We start from the raw sequence: 19,797 nt of genomic DNA on the forward strand, positions 1-19,797 counted from the left end.
CTCAGCGGATACGGGAACGGATCCTCAGCGCCGCCAGCAGGACGAAGACCACCACCATGGCCACGAGTACAGACACGACGTAGCCGGTGGGTACTAACCAGTCCCCCACCGAGGCAGTGATGCCGAAAACATCCTGCACTTCGGCCACGGCTTCGGGCTGGTCCGTCACGGCGCCCATGGGTCCGGCGGTCATCTCCTGGCGCACCACCATGGAGGCCTGCATAAAGGGCAGCGCGCTGACGAAGTTCTTTACTCCCTCGGGAAAAGCCCCCACCGGAATGTAGGACCCTGCGGCGAAGCCGAGGATGGTGCCTACCAGTGTGGACAGGGCCGCGAAGGAACCCGGGGTACGGACGAAGGTGACGATGAAGGCGCTCAGCGATCCGAAGGCGATACAGCTAAGCACCAGGTAACCGTAAGTGCGGGCCAGCTGGCCCAATGTGAGCACCACGCCGTCCACCGCGGCCAGGTATCCCAGGCTCACGGCCAGCACCACGGTGGTCATGATCAGCGCGATCGCGACGGTGGAGAGCAGATACCCCAGGACCAACTGCCCGCGGCTGATCGGGGACACCAGGAAGTCCCGGAAGCGCCCGGTGGCGGTGTCATCCACGATCACGTTCACTGCGGCGAGCCCCGTGGTGATTGCAGTGATTCCCACGATCCCGGCGAACATCCACGCGTCCACAAAGCCCTTGATGTCCTCCTCGGCGGCCTGCGGAAACATTTCCGCCAGGCCTTCGGTCTGCTGGTTGCCCAGGAACAGGGTGTAGAGCAGGAACAGGACCAGTGCGCCGAGGAGGGAAAAGAACAGGTTGAGCCGGTCACGGAAGTACAGGCGTAGGTTCCGGCCGGTGATGTCCAGGACTACGTTCATGCTGCTTCCCCCTGCCGGCCGGTCAAGGCCAGGAAGACGTCGTCCATGGTCCCGTGGCGGAATTCGAAGTCCAGGACACTGTCGCCGTGCGCGGCGAGGAGGCGGCGGGCCGTATCGGAGCGGTCCACCCGCAGCCGCAGCACGTTGCCGTCCACCCCGGCGACGTCGACCCCGGCGTCGCGGGCCAAGGATGCCAATGCCTGCGGGTCGGCAGACGTGATGGAAAGGATGCTGCTGCTGTATTCGGCGCGCAGAGTGGTGGGCGTGCCGTCGGCAATGATCTGCCCCTTCTCAATCACGCAGACCCGGTCCGCTTCCTCGGTTTCCTCCATGTAATGGGTGGTCAGGAAAACGGTGAGGCCGTGGTTTTCCCGCAGGTCGTGGATGGTGGACCAGACGAGGGCACGGCTGGCCGGGTCCAGGCCGGCAGTGGGTTCATCCAGGAAGATGATCGACGGCGAGTGCAGCAGCGCCCGGGCGATGTCCACCCGGCGTCGTTCTCCGCCGGAATAGGTGGCATAGCGCCGGTCGAGGAAGTCTCCCAGGCCGACCATCCGGCTTAGCTCCCCGATGCGGGCATCATTGGCGGCTTTGTCGGGTGAATAGAACCGCGCGCGGGTTTGAAGGTTTTCCCGGCCGGTGAGGATTGGGTCCAGCATCGAATCCTGGAACACCACCCCGATGGCTTCGCGGACGCCGCCACCGCTGCCGCGGACGTCGTGCCCCGCCACCTCGACAGTGCCGGCATCGAACGGCAGGACAGTGGTCAGGCAGGAAATGGTGGTGGACTTCCCCGCACCGTTGGCGCCGAGGAAGGCGAATACACTTCCTGGCTCCACGTCAAAGGACAAGTTGTCCACCGCCGCCACTCGGCCGAAGCGTTTGGTCAGTCCGCGCACGGAGATTGCGGCATCCAAAGTTCCCAATTGGCTCCCCTAGTTTGTGCGGTTCTATGCGTCCAGGAGCAGGTCGTCGAAGTCCAGCGGAGTCACTGTGTTGTTTTCCCAATCCGAGCGAAGTATCGCATAGGCCACGGACGCCAACCGGGTGCCGTCCGCCGTCGGCCACGCCTGCCGGTAATGGGCTTCCTTGACGAAACCGGCGCGCAGGAACGTTTTACGCATGGCAATGTTGTCTTCCCGTGTCTGGCCTTCAAACCGGACAATTTGCGGCAATTCGGTGAAGGCCAGCCGGCACAGGGCCCGGACCACGTCCACGCCCAGTCCGCGGCCGCGATGGCTTTCCGCCAGGCGAAGGTCGAAAACAGGGTTGTCGTCCTCAAGATCCTCCAGGACTGCCAGCCCGATGTCCTTGCCGCCGTGCTGCACCCAGTACCCCTGGGATTCCTTGCTCCAGAAGTGTCCCTCCGCCACCCGCTTGTTTGCGGAGGACTCGCATGGCGCCGGATTCACGTGAAAGGGGAACCGGTTGGCGGTCAGGAAGGCAGTGACCGCACTGGCGTCGTCAGGGGTCATCCTGCGGAAGGTGATGGTCATGCGGGAAGTGTAACGTGCGGGGTTCTAGAGCGCGCCGATCCGGTCCTGGCTTCCGGCCAAGGCCGACTTTTCGGCTTCTTCTTCGAGCCGGAGACGCCAGCCGCGCGGGGGCGGCCAGGAGACACCCCACAACTCAAGCTGCTGTTTGGTGAAACCACCTGCAGGAGTACGCGCTGCTTCTATTTCTTCGCGGGTCGGCATTGGCAAATCATGACATGCACTCCGGATTATGTCATCGGTAAATCAGACATTTCCGGCACCGTTTTTTCATCCTGCTATTGACGGACCGTGGAGGTGTCGCTAATCCCCTGTAATCCGCGGATTTTCGGGAGTATTTCAGAATAAAAGGGACTCCCGGTATCGCTAAAGAATTATATTAGGGACTTCCGGTACCGCTAATTCAGCACTTACGGATGAGTGGTCACCATAATCAATTGCCAACCCTCCGGGACCTGGGCCTGGAGTGCTTCGCGGGCTTCGAGGAATCCCTCCCCCTCGGCTTCCAATTCCCGGGTTTCGACAGGACGAATAATGCCAGTGACTTTCATGCTTCCAGCCTAGGCACAGTACAGGTCGCCTGCCCGCATGAAGCGTGTTGTGTCTAACACCCCTGGCCCGCTGATGGCCCGGCACCGGCCTCCGCGGGCCCTTGAAACCGCACGCCTGTTTCAAAGGCCTCAGCCGCGGAACGCTCGGTCACGGGGGAAAGGCGGCTAGGCGAGGTTTGCCGGCTCGTTAGGCACGGGCTGATCCTGCACGGCGGGATTTCCTGGCACGCCCAAGGAGGAAACTACGCGGTGAATGCCTACGAGGAGCATCGAAACACCTGCGATGGCGACGACCACACCCAGATACAGGAACATCACGCTGTTGTGCGTATCGGAATAAGCACCTGATGACATCAGGACATCCATGGCCGAAAAGAGGATAAAGAGGGCACCGAGGAACAGAATCGCGCCGCCCCAGGAGATGAGCGCTGCACTCTGCTTGAAGTTGTTCATGAACCAACTCTATCGGCCCCTCCGGGACGCCCCGTCACGGAGGGACCGCTCCGGACAAAGCAAAAACCCCCGGTTTCCCGGGGGTTTTCCTGTGGAGCTTAGGGGAATCGAACCCCTGACCTTTTCATTGCGAACGAAACGCTCTACCAACTGAGCTAAAGCCCCAAACTGCACCGTGCGGCGTCGTACCCGGTCCGAACTGCGGATCGAAACGGCCGAACAACCGACCCCGCTAGGCTACACCGATTCTAAACACGTGCTCCGGCCCGCACCAAACCCCCGGCACCCTAGGAATGCCTTGGGACCCTCGCTACCGTCGAGGAACCGGCACGGTTCGCCCGCGGAGAGCGGTCCCGCGCAAAGCACACCGGAACCAAGGAGAATGCCATGGCCCTGATCACCGAAATGCTCGAAAACCATCCCGCCGCCGGCCCCCGCACTTCGGATCCCCGCCTCCTGGTCGAGTGCCTGCTGGCCTGCGGTGAATGTGCCCAGGTCTGCAACGCCTGCGCAGACGCCTGCCTGAGCGAGGAAATGGTGGGCGAGCTGGTCAGCTGCATCCGCACCGACCTGGACTGTGCCGAGATCTGCGCAACCACGTCCGCAGTGCTGTCCCGAACGGGTGCCACGGGGCCGGCGAGCGCCAGCCTGCTGCATGCCTGCATTGCAGCCTGCGCCGCGTGTGCCGAGGAATGCCAGCAGCACGCCGCCATGCACCCGCATTGCCGGATCTGCGCGGAGGCCTGCCGCCGCTGCATCAACGCGTGCGAAAAACTGCTGACCTCACGTGGTTAGTGCGCCAGCACCATTCCCCGGACATAGGCCGCCTGCCCCACGTGCTCAAGGCAGTCCGCGAAAGTGCTCACCAGCCGGACGCCCAGCGTAACCGGCGGATCCCAGGCCCGGTCGACAATCTGGCCCAGGTCCTCACCCGACAGTCCCGAGACGAACGCCTCGGTGCGGGAATGCACGTCGTCGTAATAGCCCAGCAGCAGCTCCGCGGAGTGCACCTGGACCAGCGCCACCTGCTCGGAGGTATGCCCGTAGCCGGTGTCTTCCACCGCCAGCGGGAGCCCCACCCGTTTGGCCCAGCCGTCGGCAGTCCAGGCCTGCTCCTGCCCCGACACCTCGGCAATCTGGTGGTCCTCCACCCGGCTCAGGTGCCAAATCAGCCAGGCAATGGAGTTTCCGTCCGGATAGGGGCGGTGGTTCAGCGCACCGGCGTCGAGGTTGTTCACGGCCCGCCGGACTGCACCGGGGAGCCGTCCGAAGGCATCAATAAGGAGATCGCTTTCGTCCATCGCGGGAGGCTCCCTCAGGGTTGGCGGCAGGGTTTTGCCATCGTTTCACGCCGGTCCGAGGTCCGGGAAGAGGCCGTTTCGGGCCACGGCGGAAAAATCGGGCCACGGCCGGTTCCTTCCTCGCCCCGCAGTCCTAAAATGGCTCGCATGAGCTGGACAGATGAGCGTCCCGCATGGCTTCCGCCGATCCCCTCGCCGCACCGCGGCCAGGCTCGGATTGTCCTGGGAATGATCCTGGTCTGCAGCACCATGCTGACCAGCCTCGTGGTCGCTTCCTTCGGCGCGCTGTTGAGCATGTACATCCTGTGGCCGCTCACGGGCGGGCTGCTGCTGCTGATGTCCGGGCTGCTCAGCCGCCGCCGCGGAGTGTAGCCGCCGCGGCGTGTAACGGGGCATCCGGCACCGACGTCACGGCACGGCAACGCAGGGCCGTGCGCTTAGGATTGGCCCATGACACCCCCTGAGCCAACCGGAGCCGGCTCCCAGTCCCAGACCCTCTCCCGCGGCATCCGCGCCCTGGAACTCCTCGCGGACGCGGAGGGCGCACTGAGCATTGCCGAACTCTCCGAACGGCTTGGGGTACACCGCTCCATCGCCTACCGGATCCTGCGGACACTGGAATCCCACTCCCTGGTGATGCGCGACGACGCCGGCCGGGTCTCGGCCGCACCCGGCCTCGCAGCGCTGGCCCGGGGCGTGTCACGGGACCTGCAGTCGGCGGCGCTGCCCGAGCTCAGCCTGCTGGCCAATGAGCTCTCCATGACCGCCTTTGTTGCCGTCTGGGACCGGCAGAACTGCGTCACCCTGATGACCGTGGAACCCACCCACAGCCGCACCGCCCTCATCCAACGCCCGGGCACCCGCCACTCCTTCACCGCCGGTGCTCCCGGGATCGCCATCCAGTCCGCCATGACGGAGGAGCAGTGGGACCGGCTGGCCCCCGGGCAGAAGTACCGCAGCGAAAGCCGCGTAGCCCGGGAGCGCGGCTACGCCGTCAGCCACAACGAGGTCATCGAAGGGGTCTCCGCCGTTGCCGCTCCCGTCACTGTCTCAGGCCAGCTGCCCGCCGCGGTGTCGGTGGTGTACTTCGGCTCCGGTAAGGACGAAGACGCCATGGGACTGCGGCTGGCGGAAACCGCCCGGCGGATTGAAGCGGCCCTCCGCTGAGAGTGCAGGGAAAATTTAGGTAAGCATTATCTTGCTGGAAACTGCTCCGCAACCGGCCTAAAACTGAAGACATGTGGAGCAGCAGAATACCCAAGATCCCGGACGCGGTGCGCCGTTATCCGCTGGTGTTCGCCACGCTGCTGGTCGGCCTGGCGGTCCTTGCCCTGCTCGCCGTCGATGCCGGTACCGCCGCGGCCTGGACGGCAAGCCTGTATGCGGGCGCGGTGGCGCTGCAGACCGCCGCGGGGATGGTCCGGAACATCCGTGCCGGCAACTGGGGTTTGGACATCCTGGCCGTCATGGCGATCCTCAGCACCATCGCCGTTGGCGAATACCTCGCCGCGCTGATCATCGTGCTGATGCTCTCCGGCGGCGAGGCGCTGGAGGATTATGCCGCCGGCCGTGCCCGCAGCGAGCTTGATGCCCTGTTGGAGCGCGCACCCCAGCAAGCCCACCGGCTGGAAGCGGACGCCGTCGTCGATCTTGCCGCCACCGATGTCCGGCCCGGCGACATCCTGCTGGTCCGGCCCGCCGAACTGGTGCCTGTGGACGGCATCCTGCTGGATCCGGCCGCCGAGTTCGACGAGTCCTCACTCACGGGCGAATCCCTGCCGGCCCTGCGCAGCGCCGGGGAGACGGTGCTCAGCGGGTCGGTCAACGGCACGGCTGCCGTCCGTATCCGTGCCACGGCAACGACGGCGGACAGCCAGTACCAGCGGATTGTGTCCCTGGTGCAGGAGGCCGCGGCGTCGCGGGCACCCTTGGTGCGGCTGGCGGACCGGTACGCACTGCCGTTCACCGGGCTTTCCCTGCTGATTGCCGGTGCTGCCTGGCTGGCCAGCGGCGATCCCGGCCGCTTCGCGGAGGTACTGGTCCTGGCCACGCCCTGCCCGTTGCTGATCGCTGCCCCGGTGGCCTTTATGGGCGGCATGAGCCGGGCTGCCCGGCACGGCATCATCGTCAAGGGCGGTGCAACCCTGGAACAGCTTGCCCGGGTCCGCACGGCCGCCTTCGACAAGACCGGCACGCTGACCGCCGGCCGGCCGGAACTGGTGGCGGTGCACCCGCAGCCGCCGTTCACGGAGGACGAACTGCTGGCCCTCGCTGCGTCCGCGGAGCAGTATTCCTCCCATGTGCTGGCCGCCGCCGTCCAGTCGGCGGCCACCGCACGGGGGCTGACTTTACTGCCGGCCCACTACGCCTCGGAGACGGCGACCAACGGGGTGGAAGCGCTGATCGGCGGCCGCAGGATCCGGGTGGGCAAGCAGCGGTTCATTGCCGGCACGGGCGCGGACCCGGCCGAACAGCCCCTGCGGCCCGGCGAACTGGCCGTCTATGTCGGGGTGGAGGGCAGCTTCGCCGGCACCCTGGTGCTTAGCGATACCGTGCGCCCCAATGCCGCGGCCACGCTGACGGACCTGCGGCGGCTGGGAGTCCGGTCCACGGCCATGCTCACCGGTGACGCCGCCGGAACCGCACACAGCGTCGCCCACGAGCTGGGCATTACGCACGTCTCCGCCGGCTTGCTGCCGGCGGATAAGGTCCGGGCGGTTGCCGCCCTGCCCGACCGGCCGGTCCTGATGGTGGGCGACGGCGTCAATGACGCACCGGTGCTGGCAGCGGCCGACGTCGGCATTGCCATGGGTGCCAGGGGTTCCACCGCGGCGGGCGAGTCCGCCGACGCGGTGATTGCCGCCGACGACCTCTCCCGCGTGGCCGTGGCCGTCGACATCGGCCAGCACACGCTTCGGGTGGCGCTGCAGAGCATCCGGCTCGGCATCGCGCTGAGCGTGGCCCTGATGCTGGTGGCAGCCTTCGGGTACATTCCGGCGGTCGCCGGTGCCCTGACCCAGGAATTGGTGGATTTGGCCGCCATCCTCAATGCCCTGCGCGCCCTGCACGGGGCTGGACGCCGTCCCGCGCGCGGCACCGAGCGGCACGGGGACCGGCGGGCAGGGATAATGGGCAGTGGCCGCCGCCCGGTGCCCGGCCGATGACGGGTTTTTTGGTTTAGACGCTAGGGGAATGTCCATGACGTTGGTCGACAATGCGGTGTATGTGAACGGCAAGCGCCACCATAACCCGGACAGCCTGGATGAAACGTTCGAACTGACCCGCAGCTCCGGCGGCATGGCATGGATCGGCCTGTACCGCCCGGACGAGGTGGAGCTGCTGGCCGTCGCCGAGGAGTTCGGCCTGAACCTGCTCATTGTCGAAGACGCTTTGGCCGGCCACCAGCGCTCGAAGCTCGAGCAGTACGGTGACCAGCTGTTCCTGGTGCTCCGGCCCGCCCGCTACCTGGACGACGTCGAACGCGTCGAGTTCGGTGAGCTGCACCTGTTTGTGGGCCCCAACTTCGTCGTGACCGTCCGGCACGCCGAATCACCGGACCTGACCCGTGTCCGCAAGCGGCTGGAACAGGAGCCGGACCTGCTGGCGCTTGGACCGCAGGCGGTGCTCTACGCGGTGCTGGACCAGGTGGTGGATGAATACGCTCCCGTCGCGGCCGGGCTGGAAAACGACATTGACGAGATTGAGGACCAGCTGTTCGGCGGCGACGCCGAGGTTCCCCGCCGCATCTACGAGCTCTCCCGCGAAGTCATCCAGTTCCACCGCGCCATTAGCCCGCTGGAAAACGTGGTGGGCGAACTGCGCCAGAATGCGGACCAGTACGGCATCCCGGCGGACCTGCATGACAACCTTGGGGACGTGCTGGACCACGTGCTGCGCCTGGTGGACCGCGTCAACGCGTACCGCGCCATCCTGGAGAATGCGCTCACCCTGTCCTCGACGCTGGCCTCCAATCGATTGGCGGAAACCAGCATTGAACAGAATGAACAGGTGAAGCGGATTTCCTCGTGGGCTGCCATCCTCTTTGCGCCCACCCTGGTGGGCACTATTTACGGCATGAACTTTGAAGATATGCCCGAGCTCGGATGGGAATTCGGATATCCGCTGGCCATCCTGGCGATGTTCGGGATGGGCGCCATCCTGTACGTGACCTTCAAACGGAACAAGTGGCTCTGATGCGGCTGCTGCTCCCCCTGCTGGCGGGCGCGCTGCTGCTGAGCGCCTGCGGGAACAACGCCGGTGCGTCCCCGGATCCCGGCGGAAGCGGCGGGAGTTCGGCCGCCGATGTGACCGGCGTGTGGGGCGACGTCGACAACCCGGACGCACCGTCCCTGGACTTCAGCCCCGACGGGCGGGTCAGCGGCACGGACGGCTGCAACCGTTTGATGGGGCACTGGAGCGTCTCCGGCAACCGCGTCACGCTCCGGGACATGGCCACCACCCTGATGGCCTGCCCGCCCGGAATGGACACCTGGCTCGCCGCGGGTGCCGCGGCCGACGTCGACGGCGGCACCCTGCGGGTCTATGACCAGGCCGGCAACGAAATCGGCGTCCTGGAACGGTAGGGCGCTACTGCCGGGACCGCTGCTTTGGTGAGCCCTCCACGTGCAGGTCGTTGCCCTTGGTTTCCTTCACCATGGTCACTGCCACAAAGGACACCACGCACAGCACCATGATGTAGAGGCCGATGGACGGCGACCAGCCGGTTTCGTTCAACAGCGCCTGGGCAATGGTCGGCGCGAACGCCCCGCCCAGGATGGCCCCGAGGGCGTACCCGATGGAGACGCCCGAGTACCGCACCCGGGCCGGGAACATCTCGGCGTACATGGCCGACTGCGGTCCGTAGGACAGGCCCAGGCCGATGGTCAGGACGAAAATCGCCACCGCGAACAGGACAATGTTGGTGGTGTCGATAAGCAGGAACATCGGGACCGCCCACAGGAAGACCCAGGCGTAGCCGATCTGGAAGGTGCGGACCCGGCCGATCCGGTCGGACAGGATCCCGCCGTAGAGCGTGAAGATCAGCCAGCCGAAGGATCCCAGCGTGGTGGCCAGCAGCACCGAGGGGCGGTCCATTCCCAGCCCGCCCGCCTCCGGCTTACCGGTGGCGTAAGAGGCAAAGAAGGCGATGACCAGGTATCCGGCCGCATTGTTGGCGATGAAGATCAACGCGCTGAGGATCACCTCGCGGCTGTTGTGCCGAAACAGCTGGCTCAGCGGGGCGGAGGATTCCTTCTTCCGCTCCTGGATTTCCTTGAAAATAGGGCTCTCGGCCACCGAGCGGCGGATGAAGTAGCCGACGATGATCAGTACCACCGAAACCAGGAACGGGATCCGCCAGCCCCAGGCCAGGAAGTCTTCCTCGCTCAGGCTCGTGCTCAGCACGTACATCACGAACGTCGCCAGGATCATGCCCACCGGCACGCCGATCTGCGGGTAGGCACCGAAGAGGCCGCGCTTGCCCGCCGGGGCGTGCTCCACCGACAGCAGGGCGGCCCCGCCCCACTCTCCGCCGGCGGAGAAGCCCTGCATAATGCGCAGCACAATCAGCAGGATCGGACCGGCGACGCCGATCTGCTCGTACGTGGGCACCAGACCGATCAGGGCGGTGGAGATACCCATCATGACCAAGGTGAACACCAGCATTTTCTTCCGGCCGATCCGGTCCCCCAGATGCCCGGCGACGACGGCGCCCAGGGGACGGAACAGGAAACTGATGCCGATGGTCGCAAAGGAGACCACCTGTCCCAGCGGGCCGTCGTTGATGGGACCGAAATACAGGGTGGCCAGCACCAGGCCCGCAGCTTGGGCGTAAATGAAGAAGTCGTACCACTCGATGGTGGTGCCGACCAGGGTTCCGGCGAGGACCTTGCGTTCCTCCCGGCTCATCCGGCCGGAAGAAGGCACGGCGGACGCGGCATTGACACTCATCTAAAACTCCATTGTTTTGAGACGGACAGTGATGTGGAAACGGACCGGCCCCCGCACCCGGATGCAGGCATCGTACGCCCGCCGCCGACGTCGGGCCCTTACCCGGACCGGCGAGTTTCACGGGACAGCACAGAATTCCACCGGGGAACCGCCCGGGGGTATGCCGTACGGGGAAGTAGGTCCACAATGGACTTCGGCTCTTTTCCCGCCCTCACCGCTTTTTCGACCGAACGGCAGCAACGCATCTTGAACACCTCCCAGCCGGACCTTAAACCGTGGCCGGCGCTCTGGTCCCTGGTCATCGGGTTCTTCATGATCCTGGTGGACTCCACGATCGTAAACATCGCCACCCCCGCCATCATGGCGGACCTGGGTGCAGGACTCGACCAGGTGATCTGGGTGATCAGCGCCTACCTGCTGGCCTACGCCGTGCCGCTGCTGATTACCGGCCGGCTCGGTGACCGGTTCGGCCCGCGCCGGGTCTACCTGGTCGGGCTGGTGGTCTTCACGCTCTCCAGCCTCTGGTGCGGCTTCGCCAACAGCGTGGACGCGCTGATCCTGGCCCGTGTGGTCCAGGGCTTCGGAGCCGCGCTGATGACCCCGCAGACCATGTCCGTGATTACCCGGATTTTCCCGCCGGACAAGCGCGGCACCGCACTGGGCCTCTGGGGCGCAACCGCCGGCGTCGCCACCCTCGTGGGTCCGATCCTGGGCGGTGTGCTGGTCGACGGACTGGGCTGGGAATGGATCTTCTTCATCAACGTACCGGTGGGCGTGCTGGGCTTCATCCTGGCCTACCGGCTGGTGCCGAAACTCCCCACCGCCGTGCACCGCTTCGATTATCTGGGCGTGCTGCTCAGCGCGGCGGGGATGTTCTGCCTGGTCTTCGGCATCCAGGAAGGCGAAAGCTACAACTGGGGAACCATTGCCGGGCCGTTGTCCGTCTGGTCGCTGATCATTGCCGGGGTGGTGCTGCTGGGTATGTTTGTCCTCTGGCAGCGGCTGAACCGCGCCGAGCCGCTGCTGCCGCTGAAACTCTTCCGGGACCGCAATTTCTCCCTGGCCAACATCTCCATCACCGGCATGGGCTTCGCCGTAACCGCGTTCTCGCTGCCAGTGATCCTCTTTGCGCAGAACGTGCGCGGGCTCAGCCCCACCCAGGCGGCGCTCCTGCTTGCCCCGATGGCAATCCTGGCCGGAGTCCTCGCCCCTGCTGCGGGCAAAATCGTCCAGCGCGGGAACCCCCGGTTCATTGCGGTCTTCGGGTTCGCTGCCATGGCGACATCCCTCATCTGGCTCGGCTCCATCCTCAGCCCGGACGTCCCGTACTGGCACCTTGTCCTGCCGATGGCCCTCATGGGACTGGCGAACGCATGCATCTGGCCTTCGGTGTCGCTGACCGCCACGCGCAACCTCGCGGCCGACGTCGCCGGTGCCGGTTCCGGCGTGTACAACACCACCCGGCAGTTCGGCGCGGTGATCGGCAGCAGCGCCATCGCCGCGATCATGCAGTCGCGGCTGACGGCGCACCTGGGCACAGGAGCGGCCGACGGCGGCACCGCACCGGCCGGCGGTGCGTTCCCGGACGCCCTCAAGGCCGGCTATTCCGAGGCCATGGGGCAGTCCCTGTACCTGCCCGCGGCCGTCATTCTCCTTGCCCTTCTGGCCTCGCTGTTCTACGCCAAGCCTGCTCCTGAACTCACCTCGGGCGGTGCCCGGGAGGCGGCCCGGACCGCTTCGAAGGGCTGAAACCCCGGACAGCACGAAACCGGGCGGAGCCTCTGCGGCTCCGCCCGGTTTTGCATTTAGCAGGGCTTATTCCTTGTTCAGGGTTATTCCTTGTTCAGCTTGTCCTGCACGGCTCCTGCCGCCTTCTCGACCGGGTTGGGTACGTCCGTGGTGCCGTAGTACCGTGCGTCCGGGCGGGTGGGCGGCGGCATCGGGGCCCGGGTGGTGGGACCGTCGTGGTAGCTGAATTCGCCCTTGCCGTCCGGCGTCGGGCCCTTCGCCCAGGACCCTTCCTTCGCATGCTCGCCGTCGGAGAAGTTCAGGTACTGGTAGGACACCTCGCGGTGTTCCTTGTTGAGCGGGAAGTTGCTCGGTACCGGTAGCTGTTCCATGTTCTCCGCCTGAAGTTCCAGGGCCGCGGTGGTCCACTGGTTCTGGTGCATGGTGTCCCGGGCCAGCAGGAACGCCAGCAGGTCCCGCACCCCGTGGTCATCGGTCATGTGGTAGAGCCGGGCAACGGCAACGCGGCCCTGCATTTCGATGTTGGCGTTGGACGTAAAGTCCGCCAGCATATTGCCGCTGGCCGTGATGTAGCCGCCGGTCCAGGGGTTGCCGTTGCTGTCCACCGGGCGGGCGCCGGCACCGGCCACGATGGCGTGCTGCACGTCCATGCCGCCCATCACCGCTGCAACCGTGGGATCGTTCTGGACGGCGTCGTCGGTAACCCCCAGCGGAGCCTTTTCCAGCAGCTGCGCAATCATGATGGCCAGCATTTCCACATGGCCCATTTCCTCTGCGGCAATGCCGTACAGCAGGTCCCGGTATTTACCCGGAATGTGCGCATTCCAGGACTGGAATCCGTACTGCATGGCTACCGTGATTTCGCCGTACTGGCCGCCCAAGGCCTCTTGAAGCTTCCGGGCGAACACCGCATCCGGCTTCTCCGGAGTGGACTTGAACTGGAGTTCCTGTTTATGGAAAAACATAATGCCTCCGCACCTTATGGACCGGCGCCGGAATCGGCGTTCCCTCCGCGGGGTGCCGTGGCCGGTCACGGTGTTTCCAACGTAGACCCGCTCCGGAATGCACGGAAGAGTAGTCAGGGCAGTTGCCGGACCCGCCTCCAACAGCGCCGTTTTCCTCCCGGATAATCGGCCGATGCACGGGTAGTGTCCTTGCCATGGTCTCCCAGGAACACCCCGACACCCCTGCCTCCGCCCCCGCCGCCGCCGCCTCTCCCGCCGGTCCGGATGCGAACCCCGCACCGGACGTCACCGACGACTTCGCGGTCCGCCGGCACACCCTGCCCTCGGGCCTGGGGTACACCACCACCACTGGACGGATGGTGTTCCGCAAGGAAGAAGTCAGCGACGGGAAGTCGGATGGCTTTCGGCCCAAGGCGGAAATCTTCCTGGTCGCCTACACGGCGGACGCACCGGAGACCGGGCCCAACCGGCGTCCGGTGGTGTTTGCCTTCAACGGCGGTCCTGGTTCCTCCTCCGTCTGGCTCCACATGGGACTGCTGGGCCCGCGGATGGTGGACTCGGGCGACGCCGGCTCCCTGACCCCTCCCCCGTTTGATCTGGTGGACAACCCGCAGACCCTGCTGGAACACGCAGACCTGGTGCTGATCGATCCGGTGAACACGGGCTTCTCCCGCGTGGTGAACGGCAACGACGCCGCGGAGTTCCACGGGTTCGAGGAGGACCGGGACCTGGTGGCCGAGGTGATCCGGCTCTGGACCACGCGCAATAACCGCTGGCTGAGCCCGAAGTATCTGGTGGGTGAGTCCTACGGCACCCTGCGCGCGGTGGCCGTAGCCGGGAAGCTGTTCGACGCTTACGGACTGGCAGTCAACGGCCTGGGCCTGATTTCGACTGTCCTGAACCTGGCCACCCTGGATTTCGCCCCCGGGCGGGACACCCCTTATGCGCTGCATCTGCCGACCTACGCCGCCATCGCGCACTTCCACGGCAGGCTTCCGGGCCGCGAGCTGGCCGACGTCGTCCGCGAAGCCGAAGCCTACGCCGCCCGCGAGTACGGGTATGCGCTGACCCAGGGGTCCCGGCTGAGCGCGGAGGAGTACGACGACGTCGTCGCCCGCCTCGCCGCCATCACCACCCTGAGCGAGGGCTTCATCCGCCGTACCAACCTGCGCTGGGACTACGCGGTGTTCTCCGCTGAGCTGCTGCGGGAGGACAACCTGGCCGTGGGCCGCATTGACGGCCGGTTTACCGCCGCGCCCGCGCACCAGCAGGACTGGATCAACTGGGACGATCCCAGCCTGGTGGCCATTAACGGCCCCTATTCCGCAGCCATCAACCACTATGTCCGCGCCGAGCTCGGCTACGAGAACGATCTCCCCTACGAAATCCTCAGCGGCCGGGTCCAGCCGTGGAGCTACAAGACCTTCGAGGGTGTGCCCGTCGATGTCACCGGCACCCTGGAACGGCTGCTGGTACACAACCCGGCGCTGCGGGTGCACGTGGACTACGGCTACTACGACGGCGCCACGCCGCATTTCGCCGCGGAGTACGTGTGGGCGCATATGCGGCTGAGCGATGAAGCACGGTCCCGGTTCACGCACCACTACTACGAGGCCGGGCACATGATGTACGTGAACCCCGGCTGCCGCGTCGACCAGCTGCGGAACCTCGCGGGGTTCGTGACCGGGGGCTAGTTGTCCGGGGTGGGGCGGCGGAACAGTGCGGTGAGCAGGAAAGATTCCCCAAACCAGGGCGAGTCCTGTTCCTGAGCGGCCATCGGGCGGATTTCGATTTCCTCGAAGTCCGCAAAAACCCACCGCAAGTCGTCAGGGCTGAAGGCAATACCCGCTTCAAATGCCCCGTCGAGGTAGAGCTGTTCGTCGGGAGCTTCCGAGCCCATCCGGCCCCGGGCGAAACAGGCCAGCCCCAGATAGCCGCCGGGCGCGAGGGTGCGCTGCAGCAGTTGGAGGTAGCTGATGCGGCGGTGCGGGGGAAGGTGGTGCAGGCACCCTGAGTCGTAGACCAGTCCGTACATTCCTGAAAGCGCTTCCGGCGGCAGGGCAAAGGCGTCACCGCAGGTAAATGAGACTTCCAGCCGCCTCGCTGCGGCACGTTCCCGTCCCCACGCCACGGCTTCGGATGAGAGATCAACGGCATCCACGGTATAACCGTTTTCCGCCAGGAACAGGGCATTGCGGCCAGGACCTGACCCGATATCCAGTACCCTCGTCGGCACGAACACTTCATCGCTGACCCAGCGTGCCAGGTTTTCGTCGGGTTTGTCTGCGAAGAACGGGACGGGCCGTGTCCGGTCGGCATAGAACCTGTTCCACCAGGTGCTGCCCGCGTCGTGGGTCCAGCGGACCGAGTCACGGGCGAACAGCCCGTCCATCATCCTCAGGAGATCATCAACGGACCGCAGGCTGCGGTTGATCGGCGGCTCGCTCATAACGCCAGACCTTACCCACGCGGCTCACCTTGGGGAACGGTGTTACCGGGTGGCGAAGTGCAGCCAGACAGCCCCGCCCCAGAGTCCGCCTGCGGTCAGTGCCAGCGCCAGTTCGGCCAAGATCCCGATGCCCATGGCCTTCAGGGTGGCCACACTGGAGGACCAGGCGGTGGGCAGGTCCCGCTTGCGCAGCCACTCGCTGAGCAGCAGGCCGACGGCGAACCCGATGAACAGGCCCACGGCAGGAATGGTGAACATTCCAACGATGCCCACAGCCACACCCGCCACGACGGAGCGTTTGGGGATTTCCCGTTCCTTGAGCCGCCGTCCGGTGAGGAAGGCACTGGATAGCATTCCGGCGATCAGGAGCACCGCACCGATCCCGAAGGACCACCAGGCCGGCGCGCTCTGCACTCCGAGGGCCCAGCCCAGCAGGGCAATGATGATCAGGATGCTGCCCGGCAGCACGGGCACCACAATGCCGATCAGGCCCACGGCGATCACCAGGGCTGCGGCAATGGTTACAAGAAGGTCGGGGTCCATTCCCCCAGTGTTCCACCAGCTGTCCACTCCCCTCGTATTTACCCAGCCGGGGCGTCGTGCTGCCGGTTTGGGGTTCTGCTGCCGGTTTGGGAAATCCCTCCGCTGCGCAGTGGCAGGGATTTCCCAAACCGGCCGGTTTTTCCCAAACCGGAGCGTTTGCCCTGCCCGCCGAGCCCGAAATCCCCGGCGTGGCTCGAACCCCCGGGTGGAGAAATTACTAAGGATGCTTATAAGGTGGCATCTTCAGCCCGATTCACCGGACGGAAAACAGGAGAGCAGTAAATGAGCACCGAACCAGGGAACACAAACGCTTCCAACACCGGACGCGGAGCCTCTGAGGGCGGCCCGTTCCGAGACCGGTCCGATCGGCCGGCGCCCGTCGACGACAGCCAGGCCGTTCCCGTGGACGGTCACCGGGAGGACACCGCCACCCGGGCCATGGATACCGACACCGCCTCCTCTGCTCCGTCGCATGCCACCGGACGCCGCGCGGGCAGCCATGCCGCCGAACCGGTAGCGGGCACCGCGAACGACGACGCCGCTGGCCGCACGATGCCGGCCTCCGATTCCCGTTCGGACTCCGATTCCGGCGCCGAAGATACGCGTACCCGGGTCGCACCGGTCACCGCCACCCGCTCCCCCGACACTGACGGCACCGGCGAGCACCGCGGCGCAACATCGGTATCCGCCGTGCGCGACCATCGTGACGCAGACACTGCGCGCAACTCGGACCGCGACGCCGAGAACCGGCACGCCATGAACGCCGGCGACACGACGGATGATCGACACGACGACCGGAACGATGACCGCGGCGTCGTACGCGACCACGACCGGGACGGCCGAATTGATGACCGTGACGCGGTGCACACCCGCGAGGCCGCCCTGCCCAACCGTGAGGCACTGCTGGCCCGGGAGAAGGAACGCTTCGGCGGCTTCAAGTTCGGTGCGGCGTTCTTCGGCTGGCTGACCGCTACCGGAATGGTGGTGCTGCTTTCCGCACTGGCTGCGGCGATCGGTGCTGCCGTGGGCCTTTCGGCTGAGACCAACCTCGGCCAGGCGCTGGAATCTGCAGCAGCCAACCAGTCCGCCGGGATCATCGGCGCGATCATCATGCTTCTGGTCCTGCTGCTCTCCTACTTTGCCGGCGGATACGTCGCCGGCCGCATGGCCCGCTTCAACGGCGCCAAGCAGGGCCTGGCCGTATGGCTGTGGGCACTGGTGGCGGCCGCCGTCGTCATCGTCCTGGGCCTGATCTTCGGCAACGATATCCGCAGCATCAGCCAGCTCAACTCGGTTGCGCCGCTGCCCGAGAACCTGGAAGGCATGGACGCCGGCACCTGGATCGCCGTCGCCGCCAGCCTGGTGGCTACCCTGCTCGGCGCCATCCTGGGCGGCCTGGCCGGAATGCGTTTCCACCGCCGTATTGACCGTGCAGACTTCCGCACCGAAGAGACCGTCGCCCGCTAAGACGCGGATGTCGGCCCCAGCGGCCGCTGCAACCTCCGGTTCCCGGGAGTTGCGGCGGCCGTTTTTGTTGGTGCGGTGCGGATGCCCGCAGAATGTCCCATCGTTCGGTACGGAAGTGACGCCTGGGACCTCCCCAGCAACAGCAGCACCAATGCGTGGGATGCTGTGTCGGCCGCAGGGCCGACGAGCAGAATGTCCCACCCTTCGATACACCTGTGGCACTTGGGACCCCACCAGCACCACCGGCACCAAAGCGTGGGATGCTGTGTCCACCACGGTGCCCAAGCCGCAGGTCACCGCGCTCCCGGGCGGAACGTGGCTGCTAGGACATGGGCGCGGCCACAAAGTCATGGCCGCCATCATCGTCACGCTAACCGTTGTTCTTTCCGGGCGGCGGAAAGTAAGAATGTCGGTGGCTCTCAATATGGTGATGTGTGTCACGTGTTTTCCGCTGCTATAAGGAGAAATCCATGCGCACTACGCCATATCACTCCACGAACGTAAATGACCCAGATGTACATCATGTCCATAGCGACTGCCCCAACGGTCAGCAGATCCCGCTCAGCAACCGCGTTTCAGGCACAGGCGGCTATCCTTTGTGCGGTAACTGCCAGCGCATGTAGTTCGGGCTTGATACTCTCCGCCGTGAGGAGGTGATGAACATGGGTAAGGGTGCTAAACCAAGCAAGAAGGAACTCTCGAAGGCCGGGGAAAAGTTGGCCTCCGATTCGTCCACAAAAGCCGAAAAGTCCAAAGCAGCTTCGACATTGGGTAAGGGCTAGATCGAGCTGGGTCACGACGCCCACGATCCGGTACTGCTGTGACGCCTGGGATCCCGCCAGCAACAGCAGCACCACGTCGTGGGATGCCGTGCGCGGGCCCCGCAGCCCCGCAGGTCCCCGCGTCCCAGCCGGCTTAAACAGCTGAGGCCCCGCACCTGCGGGGCCTCAGCTCTAACGGGATAACACCGCAGACGTTACGGGGACGGGGTGCCGCCGTTGACGTTCAGGGTTTCGCCGACCACGTAGCTGGATTCCGGCGACGCCAGGAAGACGTAGGCCGGAGCCAGTTCGGTGGGCTGGCCCGCGCGGCCCAGCGGGGTGCTCTGGCCGAACTCGGGCAGCGCTTCCTTCTGCTGTCCGTCGGACGGCTGCAGCGGAGTCCAGAACGGACCCGGCGCCACAGCGTTCACACGGATACCCTTGGGTGCCAGCTGCTGGCCCAGGCCCTTGGTGAAGTTGTTGATGGCCGCCTTGGTGCTGGCATAGTCCAGCAGATCCGGGGACGGGTTGTACGCCTGGATCGAGGTCGTGTTGATGATGCTCGAGCCGGCCGGCAGGTGCTTCAGCGCAGCCTTCGTCACCCGGAAAAACGAGTAGATGTTGGTCTTGAACGTGTGGTCCAGCTGCTCATCGGAGAGATCTTCGAGGTTCTCCACGGCAATCTGCTTGCCAGCGTTATTGACCAGGATGTCCAGCCCACCCAGGGCCGAAACGGCATCTTCGACCAGCTGGCGGCAGTACTCGGGATCCTTGAGGTCACCGGGAAGCCTCACCAGTTTGCGGCCGGTCTTCTCGACCACCTCGGCAATGTGCTGGGCGTCCGGCTCCTCCTCGGGAAGGTAGGAGATGGCGACGTCGGCCCCCTCACGGGCGAAGGCGATGGCCACAGCCGCACCGATGCCGGAATCGCCGCCGGTAATGAGCGCCTTCCGGCCCTCCAGGCGTCCGGTGCCGCGGTAGGTGTCCTCGCCATGGTCCACATGCGGGGTCATATCCTTGTCCAGGCCCGGCTCGGGCTGGTCCTGGATAGGCGGAGCGATGGACGGGTAGCGGTCCACGGGGTTCTGGAAGGTGTACTGGTCCGACTTGTTGCCGTTTGTCATAGAAGTTCCCACTTTCGGTAGGTCAGTCCATTCGGGCGGTCCGGCTAGGGCCGCCGTAAAAGGCGGTCGCTCACGCTAACGTAAGCATGCTTATTACCCTATGCCCGATTGGCGC

General features: G+C 65.6%; 21 protein-coding genes and 1 tRNA gene. 9 read left to right on the top strand and 13 right to left on the bottom strand.

Annotation, left to right across the window (positions count from 1 at the left end):
- Window position 1: 1 nt before the first annotated feature.
- From N2K99_RS14785 to N2K99_RS14815, 7 genes are all read right to left on the bottom strand, one after another.
- Window positions 2-877, bottom strand: a complete 876-nt coding sequence (locus tag N2K99_RS14785; RefSeq protein ID WP_227932865.1) for an ABC transporter permease — start codon at window positions 875-877, stop codon at window positions 2-4.
- Window positions 874-1,803, bottom strand: a complete 930-nt coding sequence (locus N2K99_RS14790) for an ABC transporter ATP-binding protein (RefSeq protein WP_227932864.1) — start codon at window positions 1,801-1,803, stop codon at window positions 874-876. The genes N2K99_RS14785 and N2K99_RS14790 overlap by 4 nt, the downstream gene beginning before the upstream one ends.
- A gap of 24 nt (window positions 1,804-1,827) precedes the next feature.
- A complete protein-coding gene (locus N2K99_RS14795; protein WP_227932863.1) occupies window positions 1,828-2,373 on the bottom strand; it encodes a GNAT family N-acetyltransferase in 546 nt (181 codons plus the stop codon).
- A 24-nt stretch (window positions 2,374-2,397) separates the two neighbouring features.
- Window positions 2,398-2,574: a hypothetical protein gene (locus tag N2K99_RS14800; protein ID WP_227919497.1), complete on the bottom strand. Its 177-nt coding sequence runs from the start codon at window positions 2,572-2,574 to the stop codon at window positions 2,398-2,400.
- Window positions 2,575-2,780: 206 nt separating this feature from the next.
- Entirely contained in the window at window positions 2,781-2,921 is a 141-nt protein-coding gene (locus tag N2K99_RS14805) for a hypothetical protein (RefSeq protein ID WP_227932862.1), read from the bottom strand.
- A 165-nt stretch (window positions 2,922-3,086) separates the two neighbouring features.
- Complete coding sequence (locus tag N2K99_RS14810; RefSeq protein ID WP_227919498.1) at window positions 3,087-3,374, bottom strand: hypothetical protein; 288 nt, start codon at window positions 3,372-3,374, stop codon at window positions 3,087-3,089.
- Window positions 3,375-3,466: 92 nt separating this feature from the next.
- Window positions 3,467-3,539 (bottom strand) — tRNA-Ala (locus tag N2K99_RS14815).
- Between the two features lie 222 nt (window positions 3,540-3,761).
- Here N2K99_RS14815 and N2K99_RS14820 point away from each other — a divergent pair.
- A complete protein-coding gene (locus tag N2K99_RS14820; RefSeq protein WP_227919501.1) occupies window positions 3,762-4,169 on the top strand; it encodes a four-helix bundle copper-binding protein in 408 nt (135 codons plus the stop codon).
- On the opposite strand, the gene N2K99_RS14825 is transcribed toward N2K99_RS14820, so the two are convergent.
- On the bottom strand, window positions 4,166-4,675 hold the full coding sequence (locus tag N2K99_RS14825) for a mycothiol transferase (RefSeq protein ID WP_227932861.1): 510 nt from the start codon (window positions 4,673-4,675) through the stop codon (window positions 4,166-4,168). The two genes, N2K99_RS14820 and N2K99_RS14825, sit on opposite strands and share 4 nt — an antisense overlap.
- A gap of 147 nt (window positions 4,676-4,822) precedes the next feature.
- On the opposite strand from N2K99_RS14825, the gene N2K99_RS14830 reads away from it, so the two are divergent.
- From N2K99_RS14830 to N2K99_RS14850, 5 genes are all read left to right on the top strand, one after another.
- Window positions 4,823-5,047 carry a hypothetical protein gene (locus tag N2K99_RS14830; protein WP_227919507.1) on the top strand — a complete coding sequence of 75 codons (225 nt, stop codon included), beginning with the start codon at window positions 4,823-4,825 and terminating at the stop codon, window positions 5,045-5,047.
- A gap of 78 nt (window positions 5,048-5,125) precedes the next feature.
- Window positions 5,126-5,842, top strand: coding sequence for an IclR family transcriptional regulator (locus tag N2K99_RS14835; RefSeq protein ID WP_227919509.1), 717 nt, complete (start codon window positions 5,126-5,128; stop codon window positions 5,840-5,842).
- 71 nt (window positions 5,843-5,913) lie between these two features.
- Window positions 5,914-7,839 carry a heavy metal translocating P-type ATPase gene (locus tag N2K99_RS14840; RefSeq protein WP_227932860.1) on the top strand — a complete coding sequence of 642 codons (1,926 nt, stop codon included), beginning with the start codon at window positions 5,914-5,916 and terminating at the stop codon, window positions 7,837-7,839.
- Between the two features lie 34 nt (window positions 7,840-7,873).
- The gene (locus N2K99_RS14845; protein ID WP_227920912.1) at window positions 7,874-8,869 is read left to right on the top strand and encodes a magnesium and cobalt transport protein CorA; all 996 of its coding nucleotides are present in this window, start codon (window positions 7,874-7,876) and stop codon (window positions 8,867-8,869) included.
- Entirely contained in the window at window positions 8,869-9,258 is a 390-nt protein-coding gene (locus tag N2K99_RS14850) for an META domain-containing protein (protein WP_227932949.1), read from the top strand. Before N2K99_RS14845 ends, N2K99_RS14850 begins: the two co-directional genes overlap by 1 nt.
- 4 nt (window positions 9,259-9,262) lie before the next feature.
- On the opposite strand, the gene N2K99_RS14855 is transcribed toward N2K99_RS14850, so the two are convergent.
- Window positions 9,263-10,624 (bottom strand): MFS transporter, encoded by a 1,362-nt coding sequence (locus N2K99_RS14855; protein ID WP_227919514.1) that lies wholly within the window; start codon window positions 10,622-10,624, stop codon window positions 9,263-9,265.
- A gap of 312 nt (window positions 10,625-10,936) precedes the next feature.
- On the opposite strand from N2K99_RS14855, the gene N2K99_RS14860 reads away from it, so the two are divergent.
- Window positions 10,937-12,373 carry a DHA2 family efflux MFS transporter permease subunit gene (locus N2K99_RS14860; protein WP_231711722.1) on the top strand — a complete coding sequence of 479 codons (1,437 nt, stop codon included), beginning with the start codon at window positions 10,937-10,939 and terminating at the stop codon, window positions 12,371-12,373.
- Between the two features lie 83 nt (window positions 12,374-12,456).
- Here the strand turns inward: N2K99_RS14860 and N2K99_RS14865 are convergent, their stop codons facing one another.
- Window positions 12,457-13,338 carry a manganese catalase family protein gene (locus N2K99_RS14865; protein WP_227919520.1) on the bottom strand — a complete coding sequence of 294 codons (882 nt, stop codon included), beginning with the start codon at window positions 13,336-13,338 and terminating at the stop codon, window positions 12,457-12,459.
- A 194-nt stretch (window positions 13,339-13,532) separates the two neighbouring features.
- Here N2K99_RS14865 and N2K99_RS14870 point away from each other — a divergent pair, with 194 nt between their 5' ends.
- On the top strand, window positions 13,533-15,032 hold the full coding sequence (locus N2K99_RS14870) for a S10 family peptidase (protein WP_227932858.1): 1,500 nt from the start codon (window positions 13,533-13,535) through the stop codon (window positions 15,030-15,032).
- Here N2K99_RS14870 and N2K99_RS14875 read toward each other — a convergent pair.
- A complete protein-coding gene (locus N2K99_RS14875; protein WP_227932857.1) occupies window positions 15,029-15,787 on the bottom strand; it encodes a class I SAM-dependent methyltransferase in 759 nt (252 codons plus the stop codon). The two genes, N2K99_RS14870 and N2K99_RS14875, sit on opposite strands and share 4 nt — an antisense overlap.
- A gap of 42 nt (window positions 15,788-15,829) precedes the next feature.
- Window positions 15,830-16,330 carry a DUF456 domain-containing protein gene (locus N2K99_RS14880; protein ID WP_227919526.1) on the bottom strand — a complete coding sequence of 167 codons (501 nt, stop codon included), beginning with the start codon at window positions 16,328-16,330 and terminating at the stop codon, window positions 15,830-15,832.
- 282 nt (window positions 16,331-16,612) lie between these two features.
- On the opposite strand from N2K99_RS14880, the gene N2K99_RS14885 reads away from it, so the two are divergent.
- Window positions 16,613-17,797, top strand: a complete 1,185-nt coding sequence (locus N2K99_RS14885; protein WP_227932856.1) for a hypothetical protein — start codon at window positions 16,613-16,615, stop codon at window positions 17,795-17,797.
- 976 nt (window positions 17,798-18,773) lie between these two features.
- Here the strand turns inward: N2K99_RS14885 and N2K99_RS14890 are convergent.
- A complete protein-coding gene (locus N2K99_RS14890; RefSeq protein WP_227932855.1) occupies window positions 18,774-19,682 on the bottom strand; it encodes an SDR family oxidoreductase in 909 nt (302 codons plus the stop codon).
- Between the last annotated feature and the right edge of the window lie 115 nt (window positions 19,683-19,797).

The organism is Arthrobacter sp. zg-Y1110 (assembly GCF_025244865.1).
In the GTDB taxonomy this organism is placed as follows: Bacteria; Actinomycetota; Actinomycetes; order Actinomycetales; family Micrococcaceae; genus Arthrobacter_B.

What these genes read in the sequence shown, in the direction of transcription:
- N2K99_RS14785 (WP_227932865.1), bottom strand. Translation starts at nt 877, where the DNA reads ATGAACGTAGTCCTGGACATCACCGGCCGGAACCTACGCCTGTACTTC.
- N2K99_RS14800 (WP_227919497.1), bottom strand. Translation starts at nt 2,574, where the DNA reads ATGCCGACCCGCGAAGAAATAGAAGCAGCGCGTACTCCTGCAGGTGGT.
- N2K99_RS14885 (WP_227932856.1), top strand. Translation starts at nt 16,613, where the DNA reads ATGAGCACCGAACCAGGGAACACAAACGCTTCCAACACCGGACGCGGA.
- N2K99_RS14825 (WP_227932861.1), bottom strand. Translation starts at nt 4,675, where the DNA reads ATGGACGAAAGCGATCTCCTTATTGATGCCTTCGGACGGCTCCCCGGT.
- N2K99_RS14890 (WP_227932855.1), bottom strand. Translation starts at nt 19,682, where the DNA reads ATGACAAACGGCAACAAGTCGGACCAGTACACCTTCCAGAACCCCGTG.
- N2K99_RS14880 (WP_227919526.1), bottom strand. Translation starts at nt 16,330, where the DNA reads ATGGACCCCGACCTTCTTGTAACCATTGCCGCAGCCCTGGTGATCGCC.
- N2K99_RS14805 (WP_227932862.1), bottom strand. Translation starts at nt 2,921, where the DNA reads ATGAAAGTCACTGGCATTATTCGTCCTGTCGAAACCCGGGAATTGGAA.
- N2K99_RS14855 (WP_227919514.1), bottom strand. Translation starts at nt 10,624, where the DNA reads ATGAGTGTCAATGCCGCGTCCGCCGTGCCTTCTTCCGGCCGGATGAGC.
- N2K99_RS14875 (WP_227932857.1), bottom strand. Translation starts at nt 15,787, where the DNA reads ATGAGCGAGCCGCCGATCAACCGCAGCCTGCGGTCCGTTGATGATCTC.
- N2K99_RS14845 (WP_227920912.1), top strand. Translation starts at nt 7,874, where the DNA reads ATGACGTTGGTCGACAATGCGGTGTATGTGAACGGCAAGCGCCACCAT.
- N2K99_RS14820 (WP_227919501.1), top strand. Translation starts at nt 3,762, where the DNA reads ATGGCCCTGATCACCGAAATGCTCGAAAACCATCCCGCCGCCGGCCCC.
- N2K99_RS14860 (WP_231711722.1), top strand. Translation starts at nt 10,937, where the DNA reads ATGATCCTGGTGGACTCCACGATCGTAAACATCGCCACCCCCGCCATC.
- N2K99_RS14795 (WP_227932863.1), bottom strand. Translation starts at nt 2,373, where the DNA reads ATGACCATCACCTTCCGCAGGATGACCCCTGACGACGCCAGTGCGGTC.
- N2K99_RS14810 (WP_227919498.1), bottom strand. Translation starts at nt 3,374, where the DNA reads ATGAACAACTTCAAGCAGAGTGCAGCGCTCATCTCCTGGGGCGGCGCG.
- N2K99_RS14865 (WP_227919520.1), bottom strand. Translation starts at nt 13,338, where the DNA reads ATGTTTTTCCATAAACAGGAACTCCAGTTCAAGTCCACTCCGGAGAAG.
- N2K99_RS14840 (WP_227932860.1), top strand. Translation starts at nt 5,914, where the DNA reads ATGTGGAGCAGCAGAATACCCAAGATCCCGGACGCGGTGCGCCGTTAT.
- N2K99_RS14830 (WP_227919507.1), top strand. Translation starts at nt 4,823, where the DNA reads ATGAGCTGGACAGATGAGCGTCCCGCATGGCTTCCGCCGATCCCCTCG.
- N2K99_RS14850 (WP_227932949.1), top strand. Translation starts at nt 8,869, where the DNA reads ATGCGGCTGCTGCTCCCCCTGCTGGCGGGCGCGCTGCTGCTGAGCGCC.
- N2K99_RS14870 (WP_227932858.1), top strand. Translation starts at nt 13,533, where the DNA reads ATGGTCTCCCAGGAACACCCCGACACCCCTGCCTCCGCCCCCGCCGCC.
- N2K99_RS14835 (WP_227919509.1), top strand. Translation starts at nt 5,126, where the DNA reads ATGACACCCCCTGAGCCAACCGGAGCCGGCTCCCAGTCCCAGACCCTC.